The organism is Streptomyces sp. NBC_00435 (assembly GCF_036014235.1).
Classification (GTDB): Bacteria; Actinomycetota; Actinomycetes; order Streptomycetales; family Streptomycetaceae; genus Streptomyces.
This window is the reverse complement of record NZ_CP107924.1, coordinates 1721759-1740551: the sequence shown is the minus strand read 5'-3', so window position 1 is coordinate 1740551 and position 18793 is coordinate 1721759. Positions and strand designations below refer to the sequence as shown.

17 protein-coding genes are annotated in these 18793 nt (G+C 72.7%); 8 read left to right on the top strand and 9 right to left on the bottom strand.

The features are described 5' to 3' along the window. The first annotated feature begins 82 nt into the window (after positions 1-82). Complete coding sequence (locus OG389_RS07970; RefSeq protein ID WP_328297759.1) at positions 83-733, top strand: TetR/AcrR family transcriptional regulator; 651 nt, start codon at positions 83-85, stop codon at positions 731-733. Here the strand turns inward: OG389_RS07970 and OG389_RS07965 are convergent. The 4 genes from OG389_RS07965 to OG389_RS07950 form a co-directional block, all read right to left on the bottom strand. Beyond that, entirely contained in the window at positions 730-1701 is a 972-nt protein-coding gene (locus tag OG389_RS07965; RefSeq protein WP_328297758.1) for an RluA family pseudouridine synthase, read from the bottom strand. The genes OG389_RS07970 and OG389_RS07965 overlap by 4 nt on opposite strands. 39 nt (positions 1702-1740) lie before the next feature. Beyond that, positions 1741-3300: a serine hydrolase gene (locus OG389_RS07960; RefSeq protein ID WP_328297757.1), complete on the bottom strand. Its 1560-nt coding sequence runs from the start codon at positions 3298-3300 to the stop codon at positions 1741-1743. 115 nt (positions 3301-3415) lie between these two features. After that, positions 3416-4258 (bottom strand): siderophore-interacting protein, encoded by an 843-nt coding sequence (locus tag OG389_RS07955; RefSeq protein WP_328297756.1) that lies wholly within the window; start codon positions 4256-4258, stop codon positions 3416-3418. A gap of 62 nt (positions 4259-4320) precedes the next feature. Continuing rightward, positions 4321-5226 (bottom strand): 5'-3' exonuclease, encoded by a 906-nt coding sequence (locus OG389_RS07950; RefSeq protein WP_328303589.1) that lies wholly within the window; start codon positions 5224-5226, stop codon positions 4321-4323. 177 nt (positions 5227-5403) lie between these two features. Here OG389_RS07950 and OG389_RS07945 point away from each other — a divergent pair, with 177 nt between their 5' ends. After that, positions 5404-6057 carry a helix-turn-helix domain-containing protein gene (locus OG389_RS07945; protein ID WP_443059224.1) on the top strand — a complete coding sequence of 218 codons (654 nt, stop codon included), beginning with the start codon at positions 5404-5406 and terminating at the stop codon, positions 6055-6057. Between the two features lie 4 nt (positions 6058-6061). Next, a complete protein-coding gene (locus OG389_RS07940) occupies positions 6062-6853 on the top strand; it encodes a helical backbone metal receptor (protein ID WP_328297755.1) in 792 nt (263 codons plus the stop codon). Here the strand turns inward: OG389_RS07940 and OG389_RS07935 are convergent. Beyond that, entirely contained in the window at positions 6850-7974 is a 1125-nt protein-coding gene (locus OG389_RS07935; protein ID WP_328297754.1) for a TDT family transporter, read from the bottom strand. The two genes, OG389_RS07940 and OG389_RS07935, sit on opposite strands and share 4 nt — an antisense overlap. A gap of 70 nt (positions 7975-8044) precedes the next feature. Between OG389_RS07935 and OG389_RS07930 the strand changes: the two genes are divergently transcribed. Further along, a complete protein-coding gene (locus OG389_RS07930; RefSeq protein WP_328297753.1) occupies positions 8045-8989 on the top strand; it encodes a LysR family transcriptional regulator in 945 nt (314 codons plus the stop codon). A gap of 166 nt (positions 8990-9155) precedes the next feature. Here OG389_RS07930 and OG389_RS07925 read toward each other — a convergent pair whose 3' ends face one another. The 3 genes from OG389_RS07925 to OG389_RS07915 all read right to left on the bottom strand — a co-directional run bounded on the left by OG389_RS07925 (position 9156) and on the right by OG389_RS07915 (position 12339). Next, the gene (locus OG389_RS07925) at positions 9156-9866 is read right to left on the bottom strand and encodes a gamma-glutamyl-gamma-aminobutyrate hydrolase family protein (protein WP_328297752.1); all 711 of its coding nucleotides are present in this window, start codon (positions 9864-9866) and stop codon (positions 9156-9158) included. 32 nt (positions 9867-9898) lie between these two features. Then, on the bottom strand, positions 9899-11386 hold the full coding sequence (gene eat / locus OG389_RS07920; protein ID WP_328297751.1) for an ethanolamine permease: 1488 nt from the start codon (positions 11384-11386) through the stop codon (positions 9899-9901). Between the two features lie 206 nt (positions 11387-11592). Next, positions 11593-12339, bottom strand: a complete 747-nt coding sequence (locus tag OG389_RS07915) for a FadR/GntR family transcriptional regulator (RefSeq protein ID WP_328297750.1) — start codon at positions 12337-12339, stop codon at positions 11593-11595. Between the two features lie 77 nt (positions 12340-12416). On the opposite strand from OG389_RS07915, the gene OG389_RS07910 reads away from it, so the two are divergent. The 4 genes from OG389_RS07910 to OG389_RS07895 all read left to right on the top strand — a co-directional run bounded on the left by OG389_RS07910 (position 12417) and on the right by OG389_RS07895 (position 17519). Then, the gene (locus OG389_RS07910; protein ID WP_328297749.1) at positions 12417-13796 is read left to right on the top strand and encodes a glutamine synthetase family protein; all 1380 of its coding nucleotides are present in this window, start codon (positions 12417-12419) and stop codon (positions 13794-13796) included. Positions 13797-13881: 85 nt separating this feature from the next. Further along, on the top strand, positions 13882-15246 hold the full coding sequence (locus OG389_RS07905; RefSeq protein WP_328297748.1) for an aldehyde dehydrogenase family protein: 1365 nt from the start codon (positions 13882-13884) through the stop codon (positions 15244-15246). A 5-nt stretch (positions 15247-15251) separates the two neighbouring features. Continuing rightward, positions 15252-16055, top strand: a complete 804-nt coding sequence (locus OG389_RS07900) for a 3-oxoacyl-ACP reductase (protein ID WP_328297747.1) — start codon at positions 15252-15254, stop codon at positions 16053-16055. A 159-nt stretch (positions 16056-16214) separates the two neighbouring features. Beyond that, entirely contained in the window at positions 16215-17519 is a 1305-nt protein-coding gene (locus OG389_RS07895; protein WP_328297746.1) for a haloacid dehalogenase-like hydrolase, read from the top strand. A 55-nt stretch (positions 17520-17574) separates the two neighbouring features. Here the strand turns inward: OG389_RS07895 and OG389_RS07890 are convergent, their stop codons facing one another. Beyond that, positions 17575-18777, bottom strand: a complete 1203-nt coding sequence (locus OG389_RS07890) for an amino acid deaminase/aldolase (RefSeq protein WP_328297745.1) — start codon at positions 18775-18777, stop codon at positions 17575-17577. Positions 18778-18793 lie beyond the last annotated feature (16 nt).

Below are 18793 nucleotides of genomic sequence, written 5' to 3'. Positions count from 1 at the left end.
GGAGCTTCCTCCAAAAGTGGTCGTGGCTGGATCTCATCTCTTGCCATGATCGATTCGACGTGCCCTGTGCGACGATCGAGTCATGACTGGGGGAACGGGCGAAGGGGCGAGACGGGTCGGTCGGCCGCGAGCCGATCAGCAGAGATCAGACAGCGGACGGCCGCCGCGCGAGGAGCTCCTCTACGCGGCGGCCGAACTGTTCACGGTGAAGGGGTACGCGGCCACCACCACGCGGGCGGTCGCCGAACGGGCCGGAATGCGCCAGGCCACGATGTACCACTACTTCGCCGGCAAGGAGGAACTCCTCGCCGAACTGCTGGAGTCCACGGTCGCGCCGTCCCTCGCGCTGGCCCGCCGCCTGGTCCTCGAAGGGGACCGGTCGGCCGGCCGCCGGCTCTGGGAGCTGTGCCGCTCGGACGTGCTGCTGCTGTGCGGGGGACCGTACAACCTGGGCGCGCTCTACCTGTTGCCCGAGGTCAGCGGCTCGCGGTTCACCCGCTTCCGCCGGATGCGCCAGGAACTCAAGGACAGCTACCGGGAGTTGCTCGACGCCACATGCGTCGGAGCCTCGCTCGCCGGGGACCGCGCCGGACTGGTGCTCCGCAACGACCTCGTCTTCGGCCTCATCGAGGGCGTCATGCTCATCCACCGCTCCGATCCGGGGCGCCCGGTGGCCGCCTTCGCGGAGGCCACGGCCGACGCGGCGCTGCGGATCGCGGGCGTCGCCGACTAGCCGGCGTCCTTCGGGCCGCCTTCCCAGCCGGCCCGGTCCTCCCAGGCCCGTAGGGTGCGGCGGCTCTCGAGCCGGTGCTCGATCCCGGTGACGGGATCGGTGAACTCCAGGGTGCGGGCCAGGAGCTGGAGCGGACGCCGGTAGTCGTCCGGCGCCGGGTCGCCGACCACCGGATAGACCGGGTCGCCCAGGATCGGCAGGCCGAGGCTGTTCATGTGCACCCGCAGCTGGTGGGTGCGCCCGGTGTGCGGAGTCAGCCGGTAGCGTCCCAGGCCGCCCCTGACCGCGAGGAGTTCGGCCAGCGTCTCGGCGTTGGGCTCGGCGCCCGCGACCTCCACGGCCGCCATCACCCCGCGTACCTTCTCGATGTGGCTGCGCAGGGTCCGGGGGAACTCCACCGCCGGGTCGTGGGGCGCGAGCGCCTCGTACTCCTTGCGGATCCGCCGTTCCTGGAACAGCAGCTGGTAGGCGCCCCGGTCCTCGGGGCGGATGCTGAACAGCACCAGTCCGGCGGTCATCCGGTCCAGTCGGTGCGCCGGGCTCAGCGCGGGCAGCCCGAGCTCCACCCGGAGCCGGGCCAGGGCCGTCTGGAAGACGTGGCTGCCGCGGGGGGTGGTGGCCAGGAAGTGCGGTTTGTCGGCCACCAGCAGGTGCTCGTCGCGGTACACGACCCCGATCGGGAAGGGCACCACCGGCTCCTGGGGCATGTCCCGGTGGAACCACAGGAAGGCGCCGGGCTCGTACGGGTCCCGCGGCCGCAGCACCCGCCCGCCGGGGCCCAGCACCCGGCCGTCGTGGAGCAGGCGGGCCATCGAATCGGCGCCGCGCGTGCCCTCGTAGCGCGCCGTGAGGTAGGAACCGAGGTCGGGCCACGTCCCCTCCGGGTCGGGGGGCAGTCGCATGCGGACCGGGTCGATGCCGTCGACCTGGGGCAGCGGCGCGTCGGGGATGTGGGATCTGCGTTTCATCGGGGTACAGGCTATGCGGCAAGATCCGGAAGGGACTCCTCAGCGGCGGGTGAATGTCCCCAGGTGGTCGGCGTCCAGGTACTCGACGCGGACCGTGTGCTCCGAGGGGGAGAAGGTCACCCCGGTGCGGCCGACGGCGTTCTCCCCGGCGGTCTCGTAGCTGAAGGTGTCCCCGTCGTAGTGGGTGAGGGGGAAGACCATCGGCTCCGGGCCCAGGGACAGCGTCAGCCCGCCGGTACCGGTGGCCGCCACGGTCAGCTTGCCGTAGTAGGGGTTCTCGTAGGTCCCGGTGTACGCGGAGTCCTGCTGGGCCGGCTTCGCCACCACGGGCGGGCGGGCGTAGTCGGTGGGGGAGCGGCCCGCCTCGTCCAGCTGGGCGTAGAGCGGGCCCGTCACGTCCAGCCAGTCGGTGGTGGGCTTTCCGTGCTCGGCGGTGTCGAAGAAGTCGAGGGCGACGGCGTCGGCGAGGCCCACGGGGGCGCCGTTGGTGAGGACGACGATGCCGAGCCGTTCCAGCGGGAGCATGGTGACGTTGGTGTTGGCACCGAGGGCGAAGGCGCCGGAATGGCTCAGGCGCAGGCGGCCGGCGTCGTCGTAGCCGACGTTCCAGCCCAGACCGTAGAAGCCGGTGCGGGAGGTAGGCGTGGCGGGCGGCTGCGACACGATCTCGGGGACGTGGGTGCGGGCCAGGGTTTCGGCGGGGACGATCCGCTTGCCGTCGAGCGTGCCGCCGGAGAGCTGGAGCCGCAGCCAGCGGGACATGTCGCGCGCCGTGGAACTCACTCCGCCGGCCGGGGCCTGGGCGTCGGGGTCGCGGACGAAGCGGGGGCTCCAGGTGCCGTCAGCGTTCCTGACGTGGGTGGCGGCGTGGTCGGGGGCGTCCGCGAAGGCCCGGAACCCGGTGCTGGTGTGCGTCATGCCGGCCGGCTTGAAGAGGGTGTCGGCGCTGAGCTTCTGCCAGGTGGTGCCCCGGGACCGGGCGATCGCCTCGGCGGCGGCGGTGAACCCGAAGTTGGTGTACGCGTAGCTCGCCCGGAAGGGGGTGAGGGGCGCCAGGCGCAGGTGGTCGAGGATGTACGCCTGGTCGTAGCCGAGGTCTTCGAGGAGGTCGCCGGCGTGGTCGGGCAGGCCGCTGCGGTGGGAGAACAGGTCGGCGGTGGTGACGTGCGAGGTCACCCACGGGTCCCCGAGGGCGAACCCGGGGAGCTCCGTGTGCCGGTCCCAGTCGGCCGGGTCCTTCAGGACGCCGGCGACGACGGTGGAGGAGACGGGCTTGGAGAGCGAGGCGATCTGGAAGACCGTGTCGGGGCTCACGGCGCCCTGGTCGCCGACCCGGCGCACGCCGAAGCCCTTGAGGTGGACCACCTTGTCGTCGTGGACGACGACGACGGAAACGCCCGGGACCCCGGTGCGGCGCATCATGTCGGTGACGGTCGCGTCCAGGCGCCGCACCGCCGTGTCGACCTGGGCGTCGGTGATCCGGGGTTTCGGTGCCGGCGGACCCGGAGCGGCCGCTGCCGTCCCGGCCGCAGCGCTCGTACCGCCGGCGGCCAGGAGGACGGCGGCTCCGGCTGCCGTGAGCACGCGGAGCGTACGCATGGGGACATTGTCCCGCCGTCCGGGTGACACCGCCTGCGGGGAGGTGTCACCCGCGGCGGTGCGCCGGTCGCGCGTCAGTGCTTCAGCGGTGCTTCAGCGGTGCGTCAGTGGTGCTTCAACGCGAGGCGCCGACCGGTTCCTGTTCGGCTTCGACCTCGGCGTTCCAGTCGCGCTTGATCGCGCGCCAGCCCTCGTCCGTCTCGCCCAGGCGCCAGTAGCCGGAGATCGACAGGCGTTCGCGCGGGATGCCGCGGTCGACGCGCAGATGTCTGCGCAGGTCCTTCACGAAGCCGGCCTCGCCGTGGACGAAGGCGTGGACGTCCGGGGAGGGGAAGGTCAGGGCCCGGACGGCCTCCGTCAGGGCCTCGCCGACCGGGCGGGAGCCGCGGTGGACCCAGAAGGGGACGATGCCGTCGGGGGTGGAGATCCGCTGCTCGTCCTGCGCCCCCTCGACCTCGATGAAAGCGTGGACCCGCGCACCGACGGGCATCCGCTCCATCGCCGCGCCGATCGCCGGCAGCGCGCTCTCGTCACCCACCAGCAGGTGCCATCCGGCGACCGGGTCCGGGGCGTAGGCGCCGCCCGGCCCGAGGAAACGCACGATTTCACCCGGTTGGGCGCGCGCCGCCCAGGGGCCGGCCAGTCCCTCGTCGCCGTGGACCACGAAATCGAGGGTCAGCTCAAGGTGTTGCGGATCCCAGGCGCGCACCGTGTACGCCCGCTGGCGCGGCCATTCCTCGCGGGGGTGGGCCGCACGGATCTGCTCCAGGTCCCACGGGGAGGCGTAGGTGACGCCGTCCGGTGCGAACAGGACCTTCACGTAGTGGTCGGTGTACGCGCCCGCGCCGAATCCGGCCAGCCCGTCACCACCCAGCACGACCCGCACCATGTGCGGGGTCAACCGCTCGGTGCGTACGACCACTGCGGTGCCGACCTTGCGGGCGCGTCCTTCTGCCACGGCGTCTCCCTGACTTTCCGACCCTGACTTTCGTGAAGCTTAGGATTACCTAAGTTAGCACCTCAGTGTCGAAGCGCGCTGCTCAGGCGTTCAACTGCTCCACCCAGACCCCACCGGTGCGCGAGGGCCGCCACCAGGTCAGGCTGTGCGGGAAGGGACGGAAGGGACGGATCGAACGGCGGCAGTTGAACGTCGGAGGCGACCTGGACGACCTTGGGGGCCACCGCCAGGTAGGGCCGGGATTCGTCCAGGCGCTTGCGCTGGGTGGGGGTCAGCTTCGACTTCGGGTCGTCGATGGCCGCGATGATCCCGGCCAGGTCACCGTAGGCGTCCAGCAGCTTCGAGGCCGTCTTCTCGCCGATGCCGGGCACGCCCGGCAGGCCGTCGCTCGGGTCGCCGCGCAGCAGCGCCAGGTCCGCGTAGCCGGGCCCGTCCACCCCGTACTTCTCGCGCAGCCAGGCCTCGTCGGTGACCTGGAGGGTGCCGACCCCCTTCAGCGGGTACAGCACGCGCCGCCGCTTCGCGTCGTCGACCAGCTGGTACAGGTCCCGGTCGCCGGTGACGATGTCCACCGGGCCGGTGGCGCGGGTGGTCAACGTGCCGATCACGTCGTCGGCCTCGTACCCGGCGACCCCCACCCGGGCGATGCCGAAGGCGTCCAGCGCCGCCTCGATGATCGGCACCTGCGGGGCCAGGGTGTCCGGGGTCTCCTCGACGTCCGGGCCGCTGTCCGTCTCCCGCGCGACCCGGTGGGCCTTGTAGGAGGGGATCAGCTCCACCCGCCAGTGCGGCCGCCAGTCGGCGTCCATGCAGGCGACCAGGTCGTCGGGCCGGTGGTCCTGCACGAGGCGGCCGATGAAGTCGAGCAGTCCGCGCACGGCGTTGACCGGGGTCCCGTCGGGGGCCTTCACGGAATCCGGCACGCCGAAGTAGGCGCGGTAGTAGAGGGAAGCGGTGTCCAGGAGCATCAGGCGTCGAGTCGTCGTCACGATCACGATGATGCACCGCGGGCAAACGGAAAGTGGCGCTCCTGCGGCCTCCTGCGGACTTGAGCGCGAAACCGGGGCCGGTTGCTGCGTAAGGTGCTTACAGCACACCGATGTGCGATGTGCGACGGACCGGGACAAGGGGAGGGCAGCCCCGCCATGGACGACAGGGACGGCACCGACGGCAGGAACGGCACGGGCGCGACGACCGGCGCGGACGACAAGGAGCGGGACAGGGACAAGGACTCCAGGGAACCGCTCCGGGTGGGCGTGGCCGTGCGCAAGAGACGCCGGGCACTGCACCTCACCCTCGCCGCCGTATCGGCGCGCAGCGGCCTCTCGGTGCCCTTCCTGAGCCAGATAGAGAACGAGCGGGCCCGGCCCAGCATGCGCTCCCTGGAGCGGGTCGCCGACGCGCTGGAGACCACGGCCGTCGATCTGCTGGCCGCCTCCGACACCGCGCGCACCGTGGACCTCGTACGGGCCGGCGACGACCCGGGGCTCACCCCGGTCCCCGGCGTACGGCCGCTCGTACGGGGGCACCACCAGCTGCACGCCCTGGAGTTCACCGGGGACCAGGACGCGGGCCGGGAGTACCAGCACCGCAACGACGAGCTCATGTACGTGGTCTCGGGCGCCTGCCAGGTGGAGGCCGAGGGGCGGGCGTACCGACTGGAGAACGGCGACGCGCTGTTCCTGTCCGGCGGGGTGCGCCACCGCTGGCGGGCCGTCACCGAGGACACCCGGATCCTGATCGTCGCGGTCGGCGAACACATCCACGCGACCTCCGAACCGCCCTCTCCGGAACACTGACCGGATGCGGAAACGCGTCGTCTCGCTGGTGCCGTCCCTGACCGAGGCGGTGGCCGTGAGCGCGCCCGGGGCGCTGGTCGGGGTGACCGACTGGTGCACGCACCCCGGGGACCTGGGGGACGCGGTGCGCGTCGGAGGGACGAAGAACCCCGACGTGCGCGCGATCGCGGAGCTGCGCCCGGACCTGGTCGTCGCCAACGAGGAGGAGAACCGGGCCCCGGACCTGGCGGCGCTGCGCGCGGCCGGGCTCGAGGTGCTGGTCACCGGGGTACGGGACCTGCCGCAGGCCTTCCGTGAACTGGACCGGGTACTGGTGGGGGCCATGGGGCTGAAGCGGCCCGGGTGGCTGGCGGACGCGGAGGCCGCGTGGGCCCGGGTGGAACCGCCGCGGGACTCGCGCGCGGCCTTCGTACCGGTCTGGCGGCGGCCCTGGATGGTGCTGGGCCGCGACACCTTCGCGGGGGACCTGCTGGCCCGCCTCGGCGTGCGCAACGTCTACGCCGGGCACCCCGAGCGCTACCCGAGGATCCCGGCGGCCGAGCTGGCCGCCGCCGGCTGCGAGCTCGTGGTGCTCCCGGACGAGCCGTACCGCTTCACCGCCGACGACGGGCCCGAGGCCTTCCCCGGAATCCCGGCCGCCCTCGTCGACGGGCGCCACCTGACCTGGTACGGCCCCTCGCTGGCCGGGGCCCCGGAGATCCTGGCGGCGGCCCTGCGCGCTGCGGTCCAGGGCCTGCCTTCGCGCGGCGAGAGTGCGTGCCAGTCGTCGTGCGGCAGACGGGACGACAGGCCCTAGCGGGGCGCGGCCAGGAGGCGGCCGGTGGACAGGCCGCGCAGGGTGTTCGCGGCGGCCAGCAGCCAGGCGGTCAGCAGGGCCAGGAACAGGATCGCGGCCAGCCAGGCGAAGGCGGTGAGCCCGGTGTGGCGGGCCAGCCCGGCGGCGCCGGTGACGCAGGTGCCGACGGGGAAGGTCAGCGCCCACCAGGTCATGGCGAACCCCATGCCCTCCCGGGCGGCCCGCAGCAGCATGGCCGAGGCCAGCGCCATCCAGAGGAGGGCGAATCCCATCACGGGGACCCCGTAGACGACCGCGAAGGCGGCGAAGGCGCCGGTGTAGGGGGCGGCTGTCGACTGGGGGGCCATGTCCGCGAGGGAGTTCACGGCGGTGGTGGACTGGCCGAGGGGGCCCAGGACCAGGAACAGGGTCGGGGTGAGCGCCAAGGGCAGGGGGCCGCTGACGATCAGCCGGCCGAAGACCAGGGGGAGCAGCAGCAGGGTGGCGAGCAGGCTGAGGCCGAACATGGCGTAGCAGGCGAGCAGCATGGCCTCGCGGGCCTGGCCGGCGGCCAGGTGGGGGATGAGCAGCGGACCCAGCGCGGCGGAGACCATGGGGGCGACCACGGGCAGCAGCCACACAGGGCTGGCCTGGTGGGCCTCGACCTTGTGGCGGACCACCATCAGGTAGGGGACGGCCACGGCCGCGAGGAGGCCGATCGCGGTGCCCGCGGTGAACAGGACCGTGTCGAGGGCCACGGCGGCGGGGAGTCCGACGAGGTCCTTGCCGACGATGAGCGCGCCGCCGCCGACGGCCAGCAGGGCCATCGAGAGGCATCCGTAGAAGGGGGCCACGGCGGGGTCCAGCAGATGGGCGCGGGCCTGGTCGCGGTGGTGCAGCCAGTGTCCGGCGCGGGCCGTCAGCAGTACGGCCAGCGCGGTGGCGGCCAGCACCCAGAAGACCTGGCAGACCACCCGCTGGCCGGGAAGCTGGTACGGGAGGGTCGCGCCGGCGTTGGCGACGATCGCGGTGCCCATGACGGAGGCGTACCAGTTGGGGCCGAGGTGGCGCAGCGAGGGGGCCTTGTGGGGCCGGAGGATCCCGGGGGTGGTGGGACGGGGTCGTACGAGGGTGGTGGCCATGGGTCCAGCGTCCCGTCGGGCAGGGCCGGACGGCAGAGGGATCTTCCCTATGAGGGCATAAACTGAAGTTATGGGTAATGCGTACGGTAATGAGGAGCGGGCGGCCGAGGGGCAGACCCCGCTGGCGCACCGGGTCCCGGACCTCGGGGCCATGGAGCTGCTGCTCGCCGTCGCGCGGGTCGGCAGCCTGAGCGGCGCCGCACGGCGGCTCGGCATCACCCAGCCCGCCGCCAGCAGCCGGATCCGGGCGATGGAGACCCGGCTCGGGGTCGCGCTCGTGGACCGCTCGCCGCGCGGATCCACCCTTACGGCGGAGGGCGCGCTGGTCACGGACTGGGCGCGCCGGGTGGTGGAGGCCGCCGAGGCCTTCGACGCGGGTGCGCAGGCGCTACGGGGCCGCCGCGACTCCCGGCTGCGGGTCGCGGCCAGTATGACCATCGCGGAGTACCTGCTGCCCGGCTGGCTGATCGCGCTGCGCGGGCAGCGCCCCGGGACGGCGGTGTCACTGCATGCCGGGAACTCGGCGGTCGTCGCCGACCGGGTCCTCGCGCACGAGGCGGACCTCGGCTTCGTGGAGGGGCTCAGCGTGCCGGAGGGGCTCGACTCCGTGGTCATCGCGCAGGACCGCCTGGTGGTGGCGGTGGCTCCCGGGCACCCGTGGGCGCGGCGCTTGCGGGGGGTGGAGCCGGCGGAGCTGGCGGCCACCCCGCTGATCCTGCGCGAACGGGGGTCGGGGACCCGGCAGGTCCTGGACGCGGCGCTGGCCGGGTGCGGGGGGCTGGCGGAGCCGCTGCTGGAGCTCGCCTCCACCACCGCGGTGAAGGCGGCGGCCGTGAGCGGGGCCGGGCCGTGCGTGCTGTCGGAGCTCGCGGTCGGGGACGAGCTGGCGGGACGGCGGCTGGTGTCCGTGCCGGTGCTGGGCGCCGGCCTGGAACGGGAGCTCCGGGCGGTCTGGCCCGCGGGGGCCCGGCCGGCGGGCCCGGCGCGGGACCTGCTTTCGCTGACGCGGGACTGATCGGCGGTCGGGGCCGCCGCTTGGGCCCGGGGGCTCTTTTCAGCCCTTCCCGCCCCCAGACCCCGCGCCTCAAACGCCGGCGGGGCTGGAGGGTGTCGGGCATGGCCGTGCGGGGCCCGCGGGGGCCGAGCGGGGGCGGTGAGGGCGGGCGGTGAGGGGGCGTGGGTCAGACCGGGGCGGGGGTGGGTGTGTGGGACATCGCCGCCGCGACCAGGGCCGACATGACCCGGGTGTCCTCGTCGCGTTCCGGGTGCCACTGGACGCCCAGGGCCCAGTGGGCGGGGTCGGGGAGCTCGATCGACTCCACCGTGCCGTCCAGGGCGTGGGACGAGGCGACGAGGCCGCGGCCCAGGCGGTCGACGGCCTGGTGGTGGTAGGTCGGGACCTGCGACTGCTCCGGGACCAGCGAGGCGTACAGCGTGCCCGGGACCGGGCGGACCGGGTGCCGGGTGACGACCCCCGGGCCCGCCGCGTGGCCGTCGATGTGCTGGACCAGCGTCCCGCCCAGCGCCACGTTCAGGGCCTGCATGCCCCGGCAGATCCCGAGCAGCGGGGTGCGCGCGGCCAGTGCCGCGGTGATCAGCGCGAGCTCCCACTCGTCGCGCTGGGTCGCCGGCGCGCCCGTACGGGGATCGCGCGGGGCGCCGTAGCGGACCGGGTCCACGTCCGGGCCGCCCGCCACCACCAGGCCGTCCAGTCGGTCCAGCACCTCCGCCGCCGCCTCCGGGTCGTCCGGCGGGAGCAGGACGGCGGTGCCGCCCGCCGCCTGCACGAGTTCGTAGTACCCGGTGGGGACGAGGGCGGTCGGGACGTCCCACACGCCGTAGCGGGTGGATGCCTCGACGTAGGTGGTGATGCCGATGAGCGGCCTGGGCACGGTGGATACCTCCAGGGGTGAGGGGCTGGGGATCAGTCGCGGGAAAGCTCGGCCTCGGCTTCCGCCAGGGCCGCGAACTCCTCCTCCGGCGCGGAGGCCACGAGGTGGTGCCGACTGTAGAACGCGAAGTAGGCGAGGGCGACGGCGTACACGGCCAGGGCGATGAAGGCCGCGTCCTTGTCCACCAGGAAGGTGGCGACCAGGGCCGACAGGGCGAGCACGAAGGCCACCGAGGAGGTCACGATGCCGCCCGGCGTGCGGTACGGGCGCTCCAGGCCGGGCTCGCGGCGGCGCAGCACGATGTGGGAGAGGGCCATCAGGGCGTAGGAGATGGTCGCGCCGAACACCGCCATGTTCAGCATGCGCGGGCCGTTGCCGGTGGCGGCGGCCAGTGCGAAGCCGATGGCACCCGGGATGAGCAGGCCCAGGTACGGGGCCTTGCGCTTCGAGGTCAGGGACAGGAAGCGGGGGAGGTAGCCGGCCCGCGAGAGGGCGAACAGCTGGCGGGAGCCGGCGTAGATGAGGGAGAAGAAGGAGGCCACGAGGCCGGCCAGGCCCGCGTAGTTGACGAAGGTCTTCAGCCAGGAGAGTCCGGGGTCGCCCTCCAGGGCGACGACCAGCGGGTTGCCCGCGTCCTTGATGGCGTCGGCTCCGCGCGCACCGGTCGAGGCGAGGAAGGTGACCAGGGCGAGCAGGACCAGGATGCCCATGGAGATCGACAGGGCGCGCGGTACGGAGTGCACCGGGTCCTTGGCCTCCTCGGCGGCCAGCGGGACGCCTTCGACGCCGAGGAAGAACCACATGCCGAAGGGGAACGCGGCCCAGATGCCGAGGAAGCCCAGCGGCAGCCACGAGCTCGCGCCGGCGGCGGAGGTGTCGACAGCGATGTCGTCCAGGTTGGCGGGATCGAACCCGGTGAAGGCGCCGGCCGCGAAGACGATCAGCGCGATCACGGCGATGGCGGTGACGACGAGCGAGAAGCTCAGGGCCTCTCCCACGCCCCACAGGTGGATGCCGATGAAGACGACGAAGCAGGCGAGGTAGACCGGCCAGCCGGAGGTCAGGCCGAAGAGGTGGAGCGACTCCACGTAGTCGCCGATGAAGATGGCGATGGCCGCCGGGGCGAGCACGTACTCGATGAGTATCGCGGTGCCGGTGAGGAAGCCGCCCCAGGTGCCGAGTGCCCGGCGGGCGAAACCGTAACCGCCGCCGGCGGTGGGCAGGATCGCCGACAGCTCGGCGAGGGAGAAGACCAGGCACGCGTACATCGCGCCCATCAGGACGGTGGCGATGGCGAGACCGCCGAATCCGCCCTGGGCGAGGCCGACGTTCCAGCCTGAGAAGTCTCCGGAGACGACGTACGCGACGCCGAGGCCCGTCAGCAGCAGCCAGCCCGCGCTGCCGCGGCGCAGGGTGCGGCGCTCCAGGTAGCCGTCGGCGGCCTTCTCGGGGGCGGCGTTCTGAAGGGACGTGGTGGGTTCGGGCACGGCTGCCAGCCGTGCGCCGGTGTCGTCGGCCATGTGCGCTCCTGCCTAGGGCAATGGTTGTGGGGCGTACCTTTGCCGTTCCGGCGTGGCGGGCGCAAGACCCCTGCGTTAAACGGGGGTTACGAATAGCTCTCGGTCCGGTGCCCGGGCCCGCCTCGGCCCCGCTCCGCCCTGCCCCGCCGGCTCCGCCCTGCCCCGCCCCGGCTCGGCCGGGGTCCGCCCCCGCGCCGCGCCCGGGCTCAGGTCAGGAACCCCCGCAGCAGCGCCGCCGTGCCGCAGCAGTGCTCGCGCATCACCTCGCGAGCCGCGTCCGCGTCCCGCTCCAGCACCGCCTCGACCAGTGCGCTGTGCTGCTGCTGCGAGTGCTCGAGGTTGCGCACCAGCAGCGGGATGCAGTCCAGCAGGTCGTTCACGGTGGCCCGGACGGCCGCGTACTGGGCCGTCAGGGTGGCGGATCCGGCGAGTTCGCACAGGGTGAGGTGGAAGAGCGTGTCCTGGCGGCGGTAGTCGGGGAGCGGGGCGTCGTGGGTGGCGGTCAGCGCGCCGAGCAGCCGGTCCGTGTCCCGTTCCGTGAGTCCCTGCGAGGCGCACAGCCCGGCCGCGCCCACCTCCAGGACCTCGCGGAAGCGCAGCACGTCCTCGATGTCCACGCCCGCGACCCGGCGCCGCAGCTCCTCCTCGGTGCCCCCGGCCGGCGTGTCGGGGCGGGGCAGGACGAACGTTCCTCCGTACCGTCCGCGCCGGGCCTCCACCAGGCCCTGGTCCTGGAGCACCTTCAGCACCTCGCGGAGCGTCACCCGGCTGATCCCCATCCGCTCCGCCAACTCGCGCTCGGGCGGAAGGCGTTCCCCGCCCGGCACCAGACCCAGCCGGACCACCTGGAGGATCTGTTCCAGCGCCTCCTCGAAACCGTTGCCCGCCCGCACCTGTCGCAGTACGGGATTGAGCCGCGCGATCGCGTCGCCCTCGCTCGCCGTATCGGTCATCTCGTCCCCTCCCCTTCCCAAGCAATGGTTCTATTCAATACCTTAGGGCTACTCGGCTCACCGAAGGAGAGAATCCCGTGGTAGACCGCAAGCCGCCGCTTTCGACCGAAGAGCTCCGTGTTCTCGTCGCCAGCGGTGAGATCGACACAGTGGTCCTGGCCTTCCCCGACATGCAGGGGCGCCTCCAGGGCAAGCGGTTCGCCGCACAGTTCTTCCTCGACGAGGTCCTCGAGCACGGCACCGAGGGGTGCAACTACCTCCTCGCCGTCGACACGGACATGAACACCGTCGACGGTTACGAGATGTCCTCCTGGGACCGGGGCTACGGCGACTTCGCCATGCACCCCGACCTCGCCACCCTGCGCCGGATCCCCTGGAACCCGGGCAGCGCCTTCCTCCTCGCCGACCTGGCCTGGAACGACGGCTCGCCCGTCGTCGCCGCGCCCCGCCAGATCCTGCGCCGCCAGCTGGAACGCCTCGCCGGTCACGGCTACACCGCGATGGTGGGCACGGAGCTGGAGTTCATGGTGTTCCAGGACACCTACGAGCAGGCCTGGGACTCCAACTACCGAGGCCTGACCCCCGTCAACCAGTACAACATCGACTACTCGGTCCTCGGGACGGGCCGCGTCGAACCGCTGCTGCGCCGCATCCGCAACGAGATGCAGGCCGCCGGCCTGGTCGTGGAGTCGGCCAAGGGCGAGTGCAACCTCGGCCAGCACGAGATCGCCTTCCGCTACGACGAGGCGCTGCTCACCTGCGACCAGCACGCCGTCTACAAGACCGGCGCGAAGGAGATCGCCGCCCAGGAGGGCGTCTCGCTCACCTTCATGGCCAAGTACGACGAGCGCGAGGGCAACTCCTGTCACATCCACCTCTCGCTCAACGACGGTGACGGACGCAACGCGATGGCCGGCGAGGGCCCGGACGCGCACGCCCACGGCGGTATGTCACCGGTGATGCGTCACTTCCTGGCCGGCCAGCTCGCCGCACTGCGCGACTTCTCCCTTCTCTACGCCCCCAACATCAACTCCTACAAGCGTTTCCGGCCGGGATCCTTCGCGCCGACCGCGGTCGCCTGGGGCGTGGACAACCGCACCTGCGCGCTCCGCGTGGTCGGCCACGGCCGCTCCATGCGCTTCGAGAACCGCCTGCCGGGTGGCGACGTCAACCCGTACCTCGCCGTCGCCGGCCTGGTCGCGGCCGGGATCTACGGCATCGAGAACCGCCTCGAACTGCCGGATCCCTGCGCCGGCAACGCCTACACCGCCGACTTCGCGCACGTCCCCACCACCTTGCGCGAGGCCGCCGAGCTCTGGGAGAACAGCGAGATCGCCAAGGCGGCCTTCGGCCCGGAGGTCGTCGCCCACTACCGGAACATGGCCCGTGTCGAACTGGACGCGTACGACTCCGCGGTGACCGACTGGGAACTGCGCCGCTCCTTCGAGCGCCTGTAGGGGCCCGAGCCGTTGCGCCGTCGCCGCGCACCGCATTACCGCACCCACCGCACCCACCGCACCCGAACGTCTGAAAGGCCACCACGTGTCCGACGCGCTGGAAGTCTTGAATCCGGCCACCGAGGAGATCGTCGCCGTCGTCCCGGCCGCCACACGGGACGACGTCGACGCCGCCGTCGTACGGGCCACCGCCGCCCAGCGGATCTGGGCGGCGGCCGCGCCCGCCGACCGGGCCAGACTGCTGCGCCGCTTCGCCTCCGTCGTCGACGGGCACATCGAGGAACTGGCACGGCTGGAGGTCCGGGAGGCGGGCCACACCATCGGCAACGCCCGGTGGGAGGCCGGCAACGTCCGCGACGTACTCGACTTCGCCGCCGGGGGAGTGGAGCGCCTCTCCGGCCGCCAGATCCCCGTCGCCGGCGGCATCGACGTCACCTTCCTCGAACCCCTCGGCGTCATCGGCGTGATCGCCCCGTGGAACTTCCCCATGCCGATCGCCGCCTGGGGCCTCGCGCCCGCCCTGGCCGCCGGCAACGCGGTCATCCTCAAGCCCGCCGAGACCACCCCGCTCACCGCGCTGCGCCTGGCCGAGCTCGCCGTGGAGGCCGGGCTGCCCGAGCACCTCCTGCAGGTGCTGCCCGGCCGCGGAGCGGTCGCGGGCGACGCCCTGGTCGAGCACCCGGGCGTGGCCAAGATCGTGTTCACCGGTTCCACCCGGACCGGCAAGCAGATCATGGCCAAGTGCGCCGACCGGGTGAAACGGCTCACCCTCGAACTGGGCGGCAAGAACCCCAACATCGTCTTCGCGGACGCGGACCTGGAGGCCGCGGCGGCCGCGGCGCCCATGTCCTTCCTGGACAACACCGGGCAGGACTGCTGCGCCCGCACGCGGATCCTCGTACAGCGCTCCGCGTACGACCGGTTCATGGCGTTGCTGGCGCCCGAGATCGAGAAAGTGGTCGTCGGGGACCCGTCCGACGAGAAGACGCAGCTGGGGCCGCTCATCTCGCGGGTCCAGCTGGACCGCGTACGGTCGTACATCACCGATGACCTCACGGTGATCCGCGGCACCGCTCCCGAGGGCCCCGGCTTCTGGTACCCGCCGACCCTGGTCACCGACGTCGACCCCACCGCCGTCGTGGCCACCGAGGAGGTCTTCGGGCCCGTCGCCGTCGTCCTGCCCTTCGAGGACGAGGAGGACGCCGTACGCCTGGCCAACGCCACCGACTACGGCCTGGCCGGCTCCCTGTGGACCCGCGACGTGGGCCGCGCGCTGCGCGTCTCGCGCGCCGTCGCCGCGGGCAACCTGTCGGTCAACTCCCACAGCAGCGTCCGCTACTGGACCCCCTTCGGCGGCTACAAGCAGTCCGGGCTCGGGCGCGAGCTCGGACCGGACTCCCTCACCGCTTTCACCGAGACCAAGAACGTCTTCATCAGCACGGAGGCCTGAACAGCATGAGCACCGATTCCACCGGTTCCACCGAAGAGACCGTCTGCCGCCGGCTGGTCGGCCGTACCGCCGTCATCACCGGAGCCGGGAGCGGCATCGGCCTCGCCACCGCCCGGCGGCTGGCCTCCGAAGGCGCCAACATCGTCTGCGGGGACATCGACGAGACCGCGGGCAAGGCCGCGGCCGAGGAGGTCGGCGGCACCTTCGTGAAGGTCGACGTCACCAGCCCGGAGGAGGTCGAGGCCCTGTTCAAGGCCGCCTTCGACACCTACGGCTCCGTGGACATCGCCTTCAACAACGCGGGCATCTCGCCCCCGGACGACGACTCCATCCTCACCACGGGCCTGGAGGCCTGGAAGCGCGTCCAGGACGTCAACCTGACCTCCGTCTACCTGTGCTGCAAGGCGGCGCTGCCCTACATGCGGCGCCAGGGCCGGGGCTCCATCATCAACACCGCCTCCTTCGTCGCCCGGATGGGCGCCGCCACCTCACAGATCTCGTACACCGCCTCCAAGGGTGGCGTGCTCGCCATGTCCCGCGAGCTCGGCGTGCAGTTCGCCCGCGAGGGCATCCGGGTCAACGCGCTCTGCCCGGGACCCGTCAACACCCCGCTGCTGCAGGAGCTGTTCGCCAAGGACCCCGAGCGCGCCGCCCGCCGGCTCGTGCACATCCCGCTGGGCCGTTTCGCCGAGCCCACCGAGATCGCCGCCGCGGTCGCCTTCCTCGCCAGCGACGACTCCTCCTTCATCAACGCCACCGACTTCCTCGTCGACGGCGGCATCTCCGGCGCGTACGTGACCCCGCTCTAGGCCGGCCCGCGGGCCGGGTACGGACCCGGCGCCAAGGGTTCACCTGGACTGCACCTTCCCGACAGCCGGGCGTCGCACGACGCCCGGCTGTCGTGTTCTACCGTCCGCGACGATCTTGACCGTGATGGTCTTGTGAAAGAACCAGGAGAGTTCACCTCAGTGACCCGACTCAAGTCCGTACGACGGCTCCCGGCCGTCGGCGCCGCCGTGGTGATGGCCGCCGGCACCCTCGTGGCCGCCGCGCCCGCCGCCCAGGCGGCCCGCCCCGGCGCCCACTGCTCCACCCCCCGGCTGAAGGCCGAGTGGTACGGGGACAACCAGGCCCGGCTGCAGCGGCTCATCGACGAGTACGGCGCGTGCAACCCGTACCGGCCCAGCCGCGACAAGCCCGTCGCGGTCTTCGACTGGGACAACACCGTCGTCAAGAACGACGTCGGCGACGCGCAGATGTTCTGGCTGCTGCGCAACGGCAGGATCCGCCAGCCGGCCGGCGGCGACTGGACCACCACCAGCCGCTACCTGACCCCGGCCGCCGCCAAGGCCCTGGCCGACGCCTGCGGCACCCTCGCGAAGCCCGGCGCCCCGCTGCCCACCGGTACCCCCGCGGGCATCGGCTGCGCCGACGAGCTGAACGCCGTCTACGGCACCGCCGCCACCCGCGCGGGCGCCGCCGCCTTCGCGGGCTGGGACCACCGCACGATCGAGCCCGCCTACGCCTGGCTGCCGCAGCTCATGCAGGGCTGGACCGCCCGCGAGATCCGCGGCTTCGCCGCCGCGGCGCAGGCCGAGAACCTGGCGGCGCCGGTCGACGCCAAGCAGCAGGTCGGCAGCACCACAGCCACCGGCTGGGTGCGCTACTACGACCAGCAGAAGGAGCTCATAGCCGGTCTGCAGAAGGCCGGCTTCGACGTCTGGATCAGCTCGGCCTCGCCGCAGCCGGTCGTCGAGGTGTGGGCCAAGGGCGTGGGCGTCGACGCGAAGCACGTCATCGGCATCCGCAACACCACCACCGGCGGCGGGAAGTTCACCTCCCACCTGCAGGGCTGCGGCTCCGTCCGGGACGGCGCCGACACGATGATCACGTACATCGACGGCAAGCGGTGCTGGATCAACAAGGAGATCTTCGGGGTCCGCGGTGCCGCTGCCGAGAAGGTCCAGCCGGCCGCCCGCCGCCAGGTGTTCGCGGCGGGCGACTCCGACACGGACGTGACGTTCCTGCGGGACGCGACCGCGCTGCGGCTCGTCGTGAACCGCAACAAGAACGAGCTGATGTGCCGCGCCTACGACAACAGCGACGGCAAGTGGATCGTGAACCCGATGTTCATCCAGCCCAAGAAGCAGAAGGCCGCGCCGTACCCGTGCGCGACCACCGGCTTCACCGGCCGCGACGGCGCCGCGGGGCCCGTCCTGCGGGGTGAAACGAGCGTCATCCCCGACCAGACGGACTCCGTCTTCCAGGGCTAGGACCAGTCGTCGAACTCCAGTCGTCGCGCGGCAGGCGGGAGTTCGACGGCAGGCCCTAGAGGAAGGTGCGGCCCTCGCCCCGATAGGTCGGGGCGGTGGCCGTCACCCGGTCGCCCTGGACCAGGTGCAGCTCGTCGAAGCGCTCGCACAGCTCCCCGGCCTTCGCGTGCCGGAACCAGACCCGGTCGCCGATCAGCAGATCGTCGGCCGGGCTGCCGAGCAGCGGGGTCTGCACCTCGCCGGCCCCCTCCTGCGGGTCGTAGCGCAGGCCCTGGGGGAGGTAAGGCACCGGCAGCCGGTCCGCGCCGGGCGCGCCGGAGGCCGGGTACCCGCCGCCGAGTACCGTGACCACGCCGACGCCGGGCCGGCGGACCACCGGCTGGGCGAAGAGCGCCGCCGGGCGGCCGCTGAACGAGGTGTAGTTGTCGAAGAGCCGCGGTACGTAGAGCCCCGAGCCGGCGGCGATCTCCGTGACCGCGTCCTCGGCGGCGGTCTGCTGGACGCTGCCGGTGCCGCCCCCGTTGACGAACTCCAGGTCGGGGACCACGGCGCGGACGGCGCGTACGGCCTCGGCCCGGCGGGCGGCCAGCTCCTTGCGGGCGGCGCCCTGCATCAGCCGGATGGCCCGCGACCTCAGCGGACGCCCGGCGAGCGCGTCCCCGACCCCGGCCACGTGGCCCTCGTACCCCATGAGTCCCACGACGCGGAAGCCGGGCCGGGCGCTCACCGCGCGGGCCAGCTCGGCCAGCTGGGCCGGCTCGCGCAGCGGGGAGCGGCGGGCGCCGACGCGCACCTTGCCTCCGAAGAGGTGCAGGGCGGTGTCCAGCTCCAGGCAGACCCGGACCTCCTGGCCGCCGCCGTCGCGGGCCCGGTCGATCAGCTCCAGCTGCGCGGGGTCGTCGACCATCACGGTGACCGCGGCGGCCAGCTTCGGGTCGGCGGCGAGCTCGGCGAAACCGGCCCGGTCGGCGGAAGGGTAGGCGAGCAGCACGTCCTCGAAGCCGGAGCGGGCCAGCCAGATCGATTCGCCGAGGGTGTACGACATGATCCCGGCGAACCCGGGCCGGGCCAGGACCCGTTCGAGCAGTACGCGGCAGCGTACGGACTTGCTCGCCACCCGGACCGGCTTCCCGCCGGCGCGACGCACGAGGTCGTCGGCGTTGGCGTCGAACGCGTCCAGATCCACGAGGGCGAGCGGGGCGTCGAGATGGGCGGTGGCCCGGTCGTAACGGGCCCGGTCGGCGGCGGGGGAGTTCATGGGCGGCAGCCTGCCA